Genomic DNA, 14,230 nt, shown 5'->3' on the forward strand with positions numbered 1-14,230 from the left:
GAGAACGATGCCGATGTCCATCGTGCCGGTGTCCATCTATCTGGATGTCGACGGCGTGGTGAATCCGTTCAGTCCGTTGGGCGTCACGGACTGGGGCGGCGAGTGGCACATCGCCGATGCCGGCATTCTCGACGTCGCCTACGCGCCTGAGCTGGTTGCCGAACTCAACCTCATCGCCCAACACCCGGCAGCGCGCTTTGTGTGGCTCACCACGTGGGAGCGGCTCGCTCCGGAGTTCCTGTGCCCGGCGATCGGCCTCAATGGCCGGGAGTGGCCCGTTCTGTCCAGTGAGGGATGGGACGCGGGTCCCGAATGGTGGAAATTGACGGCCCTCCAGAAGGATCTCGCCACTGCCGGGGCCGACCGCTTCATTTGGCTCGATGACCAGCTCGGGCAGGAGGCGGAAGCGCAGTCCTGGGCCGACTACCAGCAGGACCGTGTGCTGTGTATCTCACCTGATCCCCGGCGAGGGCTTTCCCGGCGCGACCTGGCGGCGGTCAGGGATTTTCTCGGCTGAGCATGCCCGGGATTCGTTTGTCCCCTCGGGGGCTGGCACGTAGGATTCTTAAGGTTTCAAGCCCGCCACGATATTTCTGCATGTCCAGCCTGTGAACAGTTGCTGAACTATGCTGTGCTTGGCAGGTACGGGGAAGTGAAACTGCTGAACGTCGACTCTGCAGATTGGGCAACAGGTGGAAATCACCTTCATGGTCGCGCTGGTAATAGCGTTGGCCCTTTTCTTTGACTTCACCAACGGGTTTCACGACACAGCCAATGCGATGGCCACGCCTATCGCCACGGGGGCCATCAAGCCCAAGACCGCGGTAGCCTTGGCGGCCGTCCTCAACCTGGTGGGCGCCTTCCTCTCAACGGAGGTAGCCAAGACCATTTCCGGCGGCCTCATCCGGGAAGGGTCCGATGGCATCCACATCACCCCGGACATCATCTTCGCCGGGCTTATGGGCGCTGTCCTGTGGAACATGGTCACGTGGCTTAAAGGCCTCCCGTCCAGTTCCTCCCACGCACTCTTCGGTGGCCTCATAGGAGCTGCCGTGGTGGGCATAGGCCTGCATTCGATCAACTTCGAGACCGTGCTCCTCAAAGTTATCCTTCCGGCCGTTTTCGCTCCGTTGATCGCCGGTGGAGTGGCTTATATCTGTACCCGCCTCGCCTATGCGCTGACCTCGCGCCACAATCCCGAGACGGGAGACAAGCTCACCCAAAAGCGCGGTGGTTTCAGGACGGGCCAGATCTTCACCTCCAGCCTCGTCGCCTTGGCGCATGGAACCAACGACGCCCAGAAGACCATGGGCATCATTACCTTGGTCCTGATCGCAGCCGGCACGCAGGCGCCCGGCTCCGGGCCGCAGTTCTGGGTGATCGCAGCCTGTGCCTTCGCAATCGCCATCGGAACCTATGCAGGTGGCTGGCGCATCATCCGCACCATGGGTTCCGGCCTTACCGAGGTCAAGCCCGCCCAGGGCTTCTCGGCTGAGACGAGCACGGCGTCGGCGATCCTTGCCTCCTCGCACCTTGGCTTCGCCCTCTCCACCACGCAGGTTGCTTCCGGATCCGTCATTGGTTCAGGACTCGGCCGCAAGGGCACCTCGGTTCGGTGGGGCACTGCCGGGAAGATTGCCCTGGGTTGGCTCTTCACCCTTCCGGCCGCTGCCATTGTCGGCGCGCTCACCGCCCTGCTGGTCAACATCGGTGTGGCAGGTGTGGTCATCGCGGCGGTCGCAGGGACGGCCGCGATCCTGTTCATGTTTGTCGCCTCCCGGAAATCCCACGTGGGCCACCACAACGCCGTGGAAGTCGAAGAGGCAGGCCACGCTGTCCGCTTCCGGAAGAAGAAGAAAGCCAAGGGTGCTCAGCGATGAAATGGTTGGAACTGCTTGAAGTAGCCGGTGTCACGCTCGTGGCGGCCGTGACCCTCGTGGTGTTGTATTCCCTGGGTGTGCGCTTGACAGCCATTGCCGGTGACGCCCAGCAAAAATCGCCCGCCCTGGTCAGGTCCCTCGCCTATGTCTGCTTCGGTGTCTGCGGCCTGGCCGTACTGTTCGGGATTTACCTGATCGTGCCCTACTTCGGAAAGTAGCGGGAGAGCGCGGCCGCTCTGGCAGTAAAGTCCATTCGGGAGAATAATCAGCAGTGAACTTACATCACTGCATGATGGTGATCCGGCAGATGTGGGGCTGTCATGAAGAGCCAATCCCTAAGCCACGTCATCGGACTGGCCCTGGTCCCGGTCCTGATGCTGGGACTCACTGCGTGCCTGCCGCCCGCCGGCAATCCTGACAGTCCGTCTCCCAACCCGGCGCCTTCGGCAACCACCGCTTCCGCCGCCGCCCAGCCCACCGCCGTCGGACCTACCGCCCAACAGCCCGTGGGACCCGCCGGCCCGGCAGCCCCCCAAGCTGAAGCGCCCGTGGTCCGCTGGGTCCCGGTGGGACCCGTTGGCCCCAACGACCCCACATCCGGCCAGCGCTACCTCCTCCTGCAGCAGTTGCAGTGCGATGCCCTCGCCCTCAACGTCGACGGCGACCAGGAGGCGGCCGTGTGGCAGGCCGCGGCTGCTGTCTGCAAGGCGCTCCAGACCGGCAGCCAGCAGGACTGGGCGAAAGCGTCCACTGCGGTAGCCGCGACGCCGCGCATCCCGCAAACCCAGTGCCTCGAGTCGACGGTGGCAGCCACATCGGCTGCGGTGCTTGCCCAACACCGGGTCAGTCCCTCGCTCACCCTGCAGCCGACGGCGGCTCCCGGCCAAGCTTGTCCACGCCACCTCAGTGGCCTCACGGTGGTTGACCAAAATTTGGTGCCGGTGCCGGGGCTGCAACGCGCAGCGGGGCCGCGCGCAGGCGGCACCATCGTTCGCCTGGACGGGTACTACGTGCGCGTGGGCGAGGTCCGTTTCGACGGCAGTCCGGCGCAGCAGGACCCGGTGGTCAAATACGACGGCGACTACCAGACGATGTACATCCAGATGCCGCCGGCAGCACCCGGCAGCGATACCGTCAAGGTTTCCATCACTGACACGGTGGACATCACCGGCACGGTGACCTTCTTCTATGAGGACGCGACCAACGCCCAGCCGGATCCCACGGCAAGCCCGGGCCCCCCGGCGGTCAGTTCCAGTCCCTCACCCGGCAGCCCTTCCGCGACGCCGTCACCGACGGCAACGCCATGAGCGCAGGCGCAGTGCCGGACGCCGCCCGGGAAGCGGATCCGCAACCAGAGCCAACAGCCACCACCGAAACAGCGGACCTCAACCTGGTCAATACCCGCTGGCAGCGCACTTTGGACGTGCTGTCCGTGATCGGCCCACCCCTGACGGTAGCCACGGCCCTCCTGGTCTACTTTGGCTGGGCGCGCACCGACGCGCAGGCCAAGGCCATGGGCCTGGACGTGAGCCTGTTTGGCTACACGGTCCAGGATTTCATCCTGCGGAGCATCCAGTCGCTGTTCCAACCCCTCGCATGGCTCGTGGTGCTGGGCTTGCTGTGGCTGATGCTGGACCGCGCGGTCTCCCGGCTTTTGGGCGCAGCCCGGCACAGGGTTCTGCTCCATCGGACAGCCATGGTGGTGGTGGTCCTCGGATTCGCGTATGCCGCGGTGATGTGGGTGGTGGTGGTTGCCCAGCCAGACCGCACGCTGCTCTACGTTCCCTTCCTGATCGCTGCCGGGCTGGTGGTGGGTGCCTGGGGCCTCAGCGTCCGGCGCCGTTCGGCACCGCCAGCCAGGAACCTCAGGTTGACGCCGAAGGCACTGGAGCGGTCGCTGGTTTTCGTGTTGGTGACGTTGCTGCTGTTTTGGGGCACATCGGACTATGCACAGGCGTTGGGCCGCGGTGCCGCCGTGGACTACCAGCAACGGTCCAGCCTCCTGCCAACGGCTGTGGTGTACAGCAAGGAACGGCTCGCCGTCACCGCTCCCAATGTGCGCGAGGAATCGGCAGGAACCGATGCTGCTCCGCTGTACCGGTACTCGGGGCTGCGGCTGCTGGTAGTGAGCGGCGGGCGGATCTTCCTGCTCAACGACGGCTGGACGCTGGCTCAAGGCCGCGTGGTGGTGCTGCGCGATGACGGCAGCGTCCGGGTGGAGTACGGAAACGCCGGATCCAACTGAAGTGCTCCACTGGCTGCTCCAGGCCGGCGGATTGGCTAGTCTGGGGCCATGCCACTCTTCCAGTACTACGTCGCGTCCACCATCGACGGCTTCATCGCCTCACCCGAGGACGATCTCGGATGGCTGCTCCAGTTCGACCAGGTGGAAGGCGTCAGCGGAAGCTACGAGTCTTTCTTCGCAGGAGTGGGAGCGATTGCGATGGGCGGCGAAACGTACCGCTGGCTCATGGAGCATGAGGGTGGGAAATGGCCCTACCCGGACCATCCGTGCTGGGTGTTCACGCACCACGAATACCTTGCGCCATCGGGCGCCAACGTGACGTTTGTCCGGGGCGACGTCCGCGAATTCGCTCCGGACCTGTTGGCCGATGCCGGGGACAAGAACGTTTGGCTTGTCGGTGGCGGCGACCTCGTGGCACAGTTCGCCAATGCGGGACTGCTGCACGAGATGATCGTCACCATCATTCCCGTGGTACTTGGCGCGGGGAAGCGGCTCTTGCCGTTGAAGGGCCCGACGGCGCCGCTTGAGTTGGTCTCGTCGCGCATCCTCGGTGGCGCGGCGGCCGAGCTCCATTACCGCTTGCCCCGGAAGGGGGCTTAGTCCGCCGGGGCGCCGCCGGGACCGTCGGTTCGTTGCGGACGGTTGTCCCGGATCATGTTGGTGATCCGGGCGGTGGACAGCCGGCGGCCCTTCTCGTCGGTGATGACTATTTCGTGGGTAGCCAGGGTCCCGCCGAGATGGATGGCGGTGCACGTGCCCGTCACGGTGCCGGCGGCAATGGACCGGTGGTGCGTGGCGCCCACTTCGATTCCCACGGCATGGCGGTCCTGCCCGGCGTGCAGGGACGCGGCAAAGGACCCAAGGGTTTCCGCGAGGACTACATGCGCCCCGCCATGCAGGATGCCGGCCACTTGCGTGTTTCCCTCCACGGGCATCGTGGCAACGGTGCGCTCGGCGCTGAGCTCTGTGAAGCGGATACCCATTTTGACTACCAGGGCGCCCACGCCGTGGGCGGAAAGCCAACCATGGAATTCCTCGGGGATGCCTGCCTGGTTCAGTTCGTCGACAAACCGGTTCGGCGTGAAATTGTCCATCATGCCAACTAGGCTGGCACCTGTGAGTGAAACAACCAAACCGGACCAGGTTCCAACGGCCCAGGCTGCTGCCGTCGCAACGGCACCAGCACCCTCTTCCGCAGCAACACCTTCCATCACAGGGGAGGAGCGGCCCCGGCTGCTGGTCCTGGACGGCCACTCCATGGCGTTCCGCGCCTTCTACGCGCTTCCCGCGGAGAATTTCTCTACCGCCCGTGGCCAGTTCACCAACGCCGTGCACGGCTTCACGTCCATGCTGATCAACTTGATCAAGGACCAGAAGCCCACCCACGTAGCCGTGGCCTTCGACGTCTCGGACGACACCACCTTCCGCAAGGCCGAGTACAGCGAATACAAGGGTGGCAGGAATGCCACGCCGGCCGAGTTCGCGGGACAGATCGGCCTGATTGCGCGGGTGATGGAAGCGTGGGGCATCAAGACCATCGCGTTGCCCGGCTATGAAGCCGACGACATCCTGGCCACCTTGGCATCCCAGGGCGACGCCGAAGGGTTCGAGGTCCTGCTGGTCTCGGGAGACCGGGACTCCTTCCAGCTCATCAATGACAACGTGTTTGTCCTCTACCCCAAGCAGGGCGTCAGCAACATTCCCAAGCTTGACGCGGCAGCCATCGAGGAGAAGTACTTCGTCAAGCCCGCTTTCTATTCGGACCTTGCAGCGCTGGTCGGCGAGACAGCGGACAACCTGCCGGGCGTTCCGGGCGTCGGTCCCAAGACGGCCGCCAAATGGATCAACCTTTATGGCGGACTTGAAGGCATCCTCGAGAACCTGGACTCCATTGGCGGCAAGGTGGGTGGGGCGCTCAAGGAAAACGTCGAGAACGTCAAGCGCAACCGGCGCCTCAACCAACTGCTGACGGACCTGGAACTCCCGGTCTCGCTGGCCGACCTCCACGAACCCCGTCCGGACCGCCAGGCGGTGGAGGACCTCTTCGAAGAACTTGAGTTCCGCACCCTCCGCACCCGGCTGTTCGACCTCTACGGCGATGACACCGCCGGCGCAGCCCCGGACACCATCGACGCCCCGGAACACGCCGTGTTGTCCGATGCTGCCGGCCTGGAAGCATTCTTCGCCGCCGGCTCGGGCATGCGCTCTGCGGTTTCCGTGCAGTTCGTTCCCGGGCGCATCGGCGAAGACGCTTCAGCCATTGCCGTGGTCCGGAACAACGGAGCCGCGTTCATCGAACTCAGCGGGCTGGATGCTGCCGCGGAAGCCGTCCTGGCCACCTGGCTCAAGGATCCCGAGGAAGCCAAGATCCTCCACGAGTTCAAGTCCGCCCTCAAGGCCCTGCACAACCGTGGCCTGGGCCTGGAAGGCGTGGTGGATGACACTTCCATCTCCGGTTACCTCATCCAACCTGACCGGCGCAGCTACGATCTCGCCGAACTCGCCCAAGTGCATCTCAAGATCACCATTGGTGCGGCCGCGGCTCCCTCGGGCCAGCTGGAACTGGACCTTGCCGGGGACAGCGACCAGGCCGCCGCCGCGGCGCTGGTCCAGCAGGCCGCCGTCGTGCATGCCCTCAGCAAGCACTTCGAGAAGGAGCTTGCCGAGCGAAAGGCAGATGCCCTGCTGACCACGTTGGAACTCCCCGTGGCCCGTGTCCTGGCGCACATGGAACTGACCGGCATCTACGTCTCCATGGACCGGATGAACGAGCAGCTCGCCGACCTGACCAAGGTGATCGAGAATGCCCAGGAGCAGGCGTTCGCCGCGATCGGCCACGAGGTCAACCTCGGATCCCCGAAGCAGCTGCAGACTGTCCTGTTCGAGGAACTCGGCCTGCCCAAGACCAAGAAGATCAAGTCCGGCTACACCACGGACGCAGCCTCCTTGAAGGCCCTGCTGGAGAAGACCGGCCACGAGTTCCTCGTCCAGCTCATGGCCCACCGCGAATCGTCCAAGCTGGCCCAGATGGTGGAGACACTCAAGAAGTCCGTTGCGGAGGACGAGCGGATCCACACCACGTACGCCCAGAACATCGCCGCGACCGGACGTATTTCCTCCAACAACCCCAACCTCCAGAACATCCCCGTCCGAAGCGAGGAAGGCCGCCGGGTCCGTGGCATTTTCGTGGTGAGCGAAGGCTACGAATGCCTCTTGTCTGCGGACTACTCGCAGATCGAAATGCGCATCATGGCCCACCTTTCCGGGGACGAGGCACTGATCCAGGCGTACCGGGACGGCGAGGACCTGCACCGTTTTGTGGGCTCCAGGATCTTCAATGTGGCCCCCGAGGACGTCACCAGTGCCATGCGCTCCAAGGTGAAGGCGATGTCCTATGGCCTGGCTTATGGCCTGACGTCCTTCGGCTTGTCCAAGCAGCTGGAAATCTCGGTGGATGAAGCCCGTACGCTCATGAAGGACTATTTCGACCGCTTCGGCGGCGTGCGCGACTACCTCCGCGGCGTTGTGGACCAGGCCCGTGTTGACGGCTACACGGCCACCATCGAAGGTCGCCGCCGCTACCTGCCGGACCTGACCAGCACCAACCGCCAGGCACGCGAAGCTGCCGAGCGCATCGCGTTGAACTCGCCCATCCAGGGTTCGGCTGCGGACATCATCAAGCGGGCCATGCTCGGCGTGGCGGCCGAATTGGCAGGTCAGGGCCTGAAGTCCCGACTCCTGCTGCAGGTACACGACGAACTCGTCCTGGAAGTGGCCCCCGGCGAACGCGAGGCCGTGGAGAAGCTCGTGGCGGAGCAGATGGGTGCCGCCGCGGAGTTGTCCGTTCCCCTCGACGTCCAGATTGGCGTCGGTTCGAGCTGGCACGAGGCCGGACACTAGGACTTCCAAACGTCCGCAGGAGGGCGCGCCGCCGCGATGGTGGCGCGCCTTCCTGCTGCTGGCTAGGCTCGGGATCGTGGCTGATCCCAATGAAACGAACCAAGCAAAGTACACCGTCCACCGATTCCCCGCCGCCGGCCAGGACAACCCTGGTTACGCCCGCAGCGCGGCATGGGTCCACGCAGTCTCCCACGGCTTCCACCAGCACCGTCGGAACGAGGAGTTCGTCGCCAAGACGCTCGCCAGCTACGCCGTCGACCAGCGCGAGCTGACCGGAGTGTACGTCGAAGGCGACGTACCCCAACACTCCGTGGGTGCCGACGTTCCGGTGGCCACGTATGGCACCATGCGCAAGCCCCTCAACATCGGCTTCGGCCGGCAACTCGAGTCCAACCTTGTCACCGCAGTCACCGTCCGCGGCACCCACCGGCGCCAAGGCATCCTGCGCGGCATGATCACCGCCGACCTCGAGGGGGCCAAGGATGACGGCCTGGCCATGGCCGCGCTGACGGCCTCCGAGGGCACCATCTATGGACGCTTCGGGTTTGGCGTGGCCACCTTCGAGCGGAGCATCAAGGTGGATACCGGTCCCCGGTTCCGTGTCCGCGGGCCAATGACGGGAACCGTGGAAGTGGCAGATCCGGCAGTCCTGCTGGACATCGCACCGCAGATTTTCGAGCGCGTCCAGCGCGCCACCCCGGGGTCCATTGGACGCCAGGAGTATTACCGGCTCCTGGCATCGGGTTCGATCGGCCATGATGGGCAACCGGACCTTGCCGTACGCAGCGCACTGCACTACGACTCCACGGGAACCGTTGACGGCTACGTCTCCTACCGTTTCAAAGGGTGGGACGCCAAGCCCTTCACCATGGAGGTTGTTGACCTCGTGGCCGGCAACGATGCCGCGTACCTCGACCTGTGGCGCTTCCTGGGCAGCATCGACCTGATCGACGTGGTCACCTGGAATGAGGCCCCGGTGGATGATCCCCTGGCCTGGGCGCTGGAGGATCCACGCTGCATCGAGTCCTCCGATGTCCGGGACATGCTGTGGCTCAGGATCCTCGATGTGCCCGCGGCTTTGGCCGCCCGGCACTATCCCGTCACAAGCAAACTGGTCCTGCAGGTTTCGGATACCCTCGGCTTGGCTGGCGGCACGTGGGAAATCGCGTCCGACTCCGGTTCCGCCACAGTGCGGGACGTTGCCGGCACGGACCCGGACCTCAGCCTCGATGTCTCTGACCTGGCGTCGATCTACCTCGGCTCCGTGTCGCCCGTGACCCTCGCCGCTGCCGGCCGGATCCAGGTCCACGCACCCGGGGCAGCTTTTGCGGCCCAGCAGTTGTTTGCCGTTGAACGGCCGGCGCACTGCCTCACGCATTTCTAGTTCCATCCACAGCTCAACAACTGCATAGCACGCAACAAGAAGAGGGACATCCATGGGGGATTCCAAGCGGCGGCCGCTGGCCGGCCGGCGATCAGTGCTGCTTGGAATGGCGGGCCTCGCGTCCGCCGCCCTGGCCGCATGTTCCACCGACGGCGGGAGCGACGCGCCATCTGCGGGGCCCGCCCCCGGCAGTGCCGGTCCGGCCACTCCGCCGCCGTCCATTGCCGAACTGTCCAAGGAGGAAGAAGCAGCGGCCTTGGCGGTACGGAACCACGGTCAACAAGCTGGAGGCGTCGACGCCGGCGGCGGTGAAACCACCGGCGGCGTGGACGCCGGAAGGGGAGCACCGGCGTCGAACGCTGTGTCTGCGCCGCCCGGCAGGGAGCAAATCCTGGCCGAATTCAGTGCCTTGCGCCCCAAGGAGTGGGGACTGCACGTGACAGGTGTGGTGGACAATTCACCTGGCCGCCACGTGGCCCTGACGTTCGATGCCTGTGGCGGTCCCGGCGGGGCCGGCTGCGACCACAAGTTGCTGGCGACCCTCCGCAGCCTCAAGGTGCCGGCCACGTTGTTCGTCAACAGCCGCTGGCTGGCCGCGAACCCGTCGCTGGCTGCCGACCTCGCCGCCGAACCGTTGTTCGAGCTTGCCAACCACGGAACGCGGCACCTGCCGCTGTCCGTCAGCGGACGGGCGGCCTACGGCATCACGGGCACGGCCAGCGTGGCGGACGCCTATGACGAGTTGACCGGCAACCAAGCCGTGCTGCACTCGCTGACCGGCACCTGGCCCCGCTTCTTTCGTCCCGGTACGGCCTATTACGACGACGTCGCGGCGGCCATGACGCGCAGGCTCGGCATGCTGCCGGTCAACTTCAGCATCAATGGCGACGGCGGAGCGACCTTCCCGCCGGCAACGGTCGCCGCCGAGGTGGGCAAGGTGAAAGCGGGCGACATCGTGATCTCGCACTTCAACCGGCCGGCTTCCGGTACCGCCGAAGGCTACGCCAGGGTGTTGCCCCGGCTCCTGGACGGCGGAACCACCTTTGCCCAGTTGGGACAGGTCCTCCCGGCCTGAGGCTGCATGGAGTCCTTTTGACCCTGCTTTGCAGAATCGACTACAATAAACGGGCGTGTACTACGTGCGCGCATCCATTTTGTAATAATCCACAAATCAGGATGACCCGGCCCTTCGCCGTGTTCTGCCGTCCGGACCCGGGCGGCAGCGGTTTGCCTGACCGACATACTATCCACAACGGAGCCCCTACTACATGACCATCACCTCCACCGAGAAGCCCGGTACCCCCGTAGTCGCGATCAACGACATCGGTACCGCTGAGGACTTCCTCGCAGCTGTCGACGCCACCATCAAGTACTTCAACGACGGCGACCTCGTCGAAGGTACTGTCGTCAAGGTTGACCGCGACGAAGTCCTGCTCGACATCGGTTACAAGACCGAAGGTGTCATCCCTTCCCGCGAGCTTTCCATCAAGCACGACGTTGACCCCGGCGAAGTTGTCGCCGTTGGCGATCAGGTCGAAGCCCTGGTTCTCACCAAGGAAGACAAAGAAGGCCGTCTGATCCTCTCCAAGAAGCGTGCTCAGTACGAGCGTGCCTGGGGCGACATCGAGAAGGTCAAGGAAGAAGACGGCGTCGTTACCGGTACCGTCATCGAGGTTGTCAAGGGTGGCCTCATCCTGGACATCGGACTGCGCGGCTTCCTGCCCGCCTCCCTCGTCGAAATGCGTCGCGTCCGCGACCTCGCTCCGTACATCGGTCAGCAGATCGAAGCCAAGATCATCGAGCTGGACAAGAACCGCAACAACGTTGTTCTGTCCCGCCGTGCATGGCTCGAGCAGACCCAGTCCGAGGTTCGCTCCACGTTCCTCAACAAGCTGGAAAAGGGCCAGGTCCGCCCCGGCGTTGTTTCCTCCATCGTCAACTTCGGTGCCTTCGTGGACCTTGGCGGCGTAGACGGCCTCGTCCACGTTTCCGAGCTGTCCTGGAAGCACATCGACCACCCGTCCGAGGTTGTCGAGGTTGGCCAGGAAGTCACCGTCGAGGTCCTCGAAGTGGATCTGGACCGCGAGCGTGTCTCCCTGTCGCTCAAGGCTACGCAGGAAGACCCGTGGCAGACCTTCGCCCGCACCCACGCCCTCGGCCAGGTTGTTCCGGGTAAGGTCACCAAGCTGGTTCCGTTCGGTGCGTTCGTTCGCGTCGAAGACGGCATCGAAGGCCTCGTGCACATCTCCGAGCTGGCTGTCCGCCACGTGGAGCTCGCCGAGCAGGTTGTCTCCGTTGGCGACGAACTGTTCGTCAAGGTCATCGACATCGACCTCGAGCGTCGCCGCATCTCCCTCTCCCTCAAGCAGGCCAACGAGGGCGTTGACGCAGACAGCACCGAATTCGATCCTGCTCTGTACGGCATGGCCGCCGAGTACGACGAAGAGGGCAACTACAAGTACCCCGAGGGCTTCGACCCCGAGTCGAACGAATGGCTCGAGGGCTACGAGGCACAGCGTGCCGCTTGGGAGCAGCAGTACGCTGACGCCCAGGCACGTTGGGAATCCCACAAGAAGCAGGTTGCACAGCACGCTGCCGACGACGCTGCTGCTGCAACGTCCGGCGAAGGCGACTCCGGCGCTACCAGCTACTCCTCGGAGCCGGCTGCTGCTGAGTCCAACGCGGGCACCCTGGCTTCCGACGAGGCCCTCGCCGCCCTGCGCGAGAAGCTCACCGGCAACTAATTCCGCCGCACTTCGGGGCTGTGCTGAATAGCCAACAAAAGACCCCCACCCTTCCGGTGGGGGTCTTTTGCGTTGCCTGCAGCCTAAGCCTGGCGGGGAACGTCGATCCATTCGGTTCCCCGGGGCTCCAGGGTGGAACTCCCGGCCGTCAGTGCAGCCACCCTCGACTGCGCCTCCTCGATGGCCGGGACATCGTCGGGAAGGGCCAGCCTCAGGACGGCCTGGTGTGCCTGGTACTCTGTTTCCGCCATCACGAAGCCGCTGCTGCGGAGGTCGTTTTCCAAGCGGCCCGCTTCGGCATGGGGAACGCCGAGGTCACAGAGCCGCAAGCGCTTCCTGTGCACCAGTGGCGCACGTTCCAAGGCCGTGGAAACCGATTCGGAGTAGGCCCGCACCAGGCCGCCGGCACCCAGCAGGATCCCGCCGAAGTAGCGGACGACGACGGCACTGATGTCGCTGAGGTCAGTCACCCCGGGTGCCGTCTCCCGTTTGATCAACGCCTCAAGCATGGGTATCCCGGCGGTGCCGGACGGCTCTCCGTCGTCGGAGGAGCGCTGGATCATGCGGTCGGGGCCGATGACGAAGGCTGAGCAGTGGTGCCCGGCGTCGTGGAACTCCCGGCGTAGCGAGGCAACAAGTTCGCGTGCTGATTCCTCGTCTGCTGAGCGGCGGAGGACGGTGATGAAACGGGACCGTCGGATCTCGAGTTCATGGCGGAAATCGGGTCCCGTGGCGAGGGTCGTGTAGCTGGTCGCGCGGCTTTCGTCCTCATTTTGCACCGCTTCAGTCTAGTGTGGAGGGGTGCTGAAGATTGGGCTGACGGGCGGCATTGCCTCGGGAAAATCGTTGGTGGCCGCTCGACTCCAGGAGTTGGGGGCCACCCTCGTTGACGCGGACCTCCTGGCCCGGCAGGTAGTGGAGCCCGGTACAGCCGGCCTGTCCCGGGTGGTGGCGGCTTTCGGAGAGGGTATTCTCGCTGCGGACGGCAGCCTGGACCGTCCGGCGCTGGGTGCCATTGTCTTCCAGGACCCGTCCAGGCGGCAGATGCTCAACAGCATCATCCATCCCTTGGTCCGTGCGTCGGCTGCTGCAACGCTTGCCGCGGCTGAGCCCGGTGAGATCGTGGTCCAGGACATTCCGCTGCTCGTCGAGACAGGGCAGGGGAGTGCCTTCCATCTGGTCATCGTGGTGGATTCCCCTGACGACGTGCGGTTCCAGCGCATGGTTGAGCTCCGTGGAATGTCTCCGGACGAGGCCCGCTCCCGGATGGCAGCCCAAGCCGGCAGGGAGGAACGCCTGGCCGCGGCAGACGTTGTCCTGGACAACTCCGGCAGCCGTTCGGACATCCTCGGCGCCGTCGACTCCCTCTGGTCTGACAGGCTTGTGCCGTTTGCGGAGAACCTCCAGTGGAACCACCGCGCTCCACGTGTGTCCGGCCCGGTACTGTCGGAATCCCTGCCGGAGTGGCCTCTGGAGGCTGCGCGCCTCCTGGCCCGCATCGAGGCGGCAGTTCCCACCGGCATTCTCTCCTTGGATCATGTTGGATCCACGGCCGTCCCCGGCCTGGCTGCCAAAGACGTTCTGGACCTCCAGTTGGGCGTTCCGGACCTTGATGTGGCCGACCGGCTTGCGCCGCTGCTGGCTGCCGCGGGCTTCCCGGTGGTGCAACACGTCACCGGGGACACCCCGAAGCCGTCCCAGCCGGATCCTGCGGGCTGGCTCAAGAGATTCCATGCCAACGCCGACCCCGGCAGGGCGGTCAACCTGCACGTCCGCGTGGCCGGCTCACCGGGATGGCGGTACGCCCTGATGTTCCGCGACTGGTTGCGGGCCGACGCCGACGCCCGGAAGAGCTATGAGTCGCACAAACGGGACCTGGCTGCGCGGTACGCCGAAGACGAGGACACCGCCGGGTACGCCGACGCCAAAGAGCCGTGGTTCACCGACGTTGCCTGGCCCCGCATGGAGGAATGGGCCACGGACTCAGGGTGGATGCCGCCGTCGTCCACCGCTGAACCCCCGCTGCCGGGTTCTCCCTTGGCGGAAGGGTCCCAATCCGGACAGTAGCTGTCCGTGG

Annotated in this window: 13 protein-coding genes; 11 read left to right on the plus strand and 2 right to left on the minus strand. The window is 65.0% G+C overall.

Annotated elements, in window-relative coordinates; translation table 11 throughout:
- Positions 1 to 7: 7 nt before the first annotated feature.
- The 6 genes from ACIPY3_RS07920 to ACIPY3_RS07945 all read left to right on the plus strand — a co-directional run bounded on the left by ACIPY3_RS07920 (position 8) and on the right by ACIPY3_RS07945 (position 4,725).
- Positions 8 to 517 (plus strand): HAD domain-containing protein, encoded by a 510-nt coding sequence (locus tag ACIPY3_RS07920; RefSeq protein WP_400332234.1) that lies wholly within the window; start codon positions 8 to 10, stop codon positions 515 to 517.
- 175 nt (positions 518 to 692) lie between these two features.
- On the plus strand, positions 693 to 1,880 hold the full coding sequence (locus ACIPY3_RS07925) for an anion permease (RefSeq protein ID WP_400332237.1): 1,188 nt from the start codon (positions 693 to 695) through the stop codon (positions 1,878 to 1,880).
- A complete protein-coding gene (locus ACIPY3_RS07930; protein ID WP_397321752.1) occupies positions 1,877 to 2,098 on the plus strand; it encodes a hypothetical protein in 222 nt (73 codons plus the stop codon). Before ACIPY3_RS07925 ends, ACIPY3_RS07930 begins: the two co-directional genes overlap by 4 nt.
- Before the next feature lie 102 nt (positions 2,099 to 2,200).
- The gene (locus ACIPY3_RS07935) at positions 2,201 to 3,187 is read left to right on the plus strand and encodes a hypothetical protein (protein WP_400332242.1); all 987 of its coding nucleotides are present in this window, start codon (positions 2,201 to 2,203) and stop codon (positions 3,185 to 3,187) included.
- Complete coding sequence (locus ACIPY3_RS07940; RefSeq protein WP_400332245.1) at positions 3,184 to 4,125, plus strand: hypothetical protein; 942 nt, start codon at positions 3,184 to 3,186, stop codon at positions 4,123 to 4,125. The genes ACIPY3_RS07935 and ACIPY3_RS07940 overlap by 4 nt, the downstream gene beginning before the upstream one ends.
- Positions 4,126 to 4,173: 48 nt before the next feature.
- A complete protein-coding gene (locus tag ACIPY3_RS07945) occupies positions 4,174 to 4,725 on the plus strand; it encodes a dihydrofolate reductase family protein (protein ID WP_400332248.1) in 552 nt (183 codons plus the stop codon).
- Here the strand turns inward: ACIPY3_RS07945 and ACIPY3_RS07950 are convergent.
- Positions 4,722 to 5,222: a hotdog fold thioesterase gene (locus ACIPY3_RS07950; protein WP_400332251.1), complete on the minus strand. Its 501-nt coding sequence runs from the start codon at positions 5,220 to 5,222 to the stop codon at positions 4,722 to 4,724. The genes ACIPY3_RS07945 and ACIPY3_RS07950 overlap by 4 nt on opposite strands.
- 160 nt (positions 5,223 to 5,382) lie before the next feature.
- On the opposite strand from ACIPY3_RS07950, the gene polA reads away from it, so the two are divergent.
- From polA to rpsA, 4 genes are all read left to right on the plus strand, one after another.
- Complete coding sequence (gene polA / locus ACIPY3_RS07955; protein WP_400332620.1) at positions 5,383 to 8,025, plus strand: DNA polymerase I; 2,643 nt, start codon at positions 5,383 to 5,385, stop codon at positions 8,023 to 8,025.
- 76 nt (positions 8,026 to 8,101) lie between these two features.
- Entirely contained in the window at positions 8,102 to 9,409 is a 1,308-nt protein-coding gene (locus ACIPY3_RS07960) for a GNAT family N-acetyltransferase (protein WP_400332254.1), read from the plus strand.
- A gap of 52 nt (positions 9,410 to 9,461) precedes the next feature.
- The gene (locus ACIPY3_RS07965; protein ID WP_400332256.1) at positions 9,462 to 10,484 is read left to right on the plus strand and encodes a polysaccharide deacetylase family protein; all 1,023 of its coding nucleotides are present in this window, start codon (positions 9,462 to 9,464) and stop codon (positions 10,482 to 10,484) included.
- A gap of 193 nt (positions 10,485 to 10,677) precedes the next feature.
- Positions 10,678 to 12,153 carry a 30S ribosomal protein S1 gene (rpsA, locus tag ACIPY3_RS07970; RefSeq protein WP_397321759.1) on the plus strand — a complete coding sequence of 492 codons (1,476 nt, stop codon included), beginning with the start codon at positions 10,678 to 10,680 and terminating at the stop codon, positions 12,151 to 12,153.
- An 83-nt stretch (positions 12,154 to 12,236) separates the two neighbouring features.
- On the opposite strand, the gene ACIPY3_RS07975 is transcribed toward rpsA, so the two are convergent.
- Positions 12,237 to 12,932 (minus strand): IMPACT family protein, encoded by a 696-nt coding sequence (locus ACIPY3_RS07975; RefSeq protein ID WP_400332259.1) that lies wholly within the window; start codon positions 12,930 to 12,932, stop codon positions 12,237 to 12,239.
- A 22-nt stretch (positions 12,933 to 12,954) separates the two neighbouring features.
- Between ACIPY3_RS07975 and coaE the strand changes: the two genes are divergently transcribed.
- Positions 12,955 to 14,220, plus strand: coding sequence for a dephospho-CoA kinase (coaE, locus tag ACIPY3_RS07980; RefSeq protein ID WP_400332261.1), 1,266 nt, complete (start codon positions 12,955 to 12,957; stop codon positions 14,218 to 14,220).
- Positions 14,221 to 14,230: the final 10 nt, after the last annotated feature.

The organism is Paenarthrobacter sp. NPDC089714 (genome assembly GCF_044748905.1).
Lineage (GTDB): Bacteria > Actinomycetota > Actinomycetes > Actinomycetales > Micrococcaceae > Arthrobacter.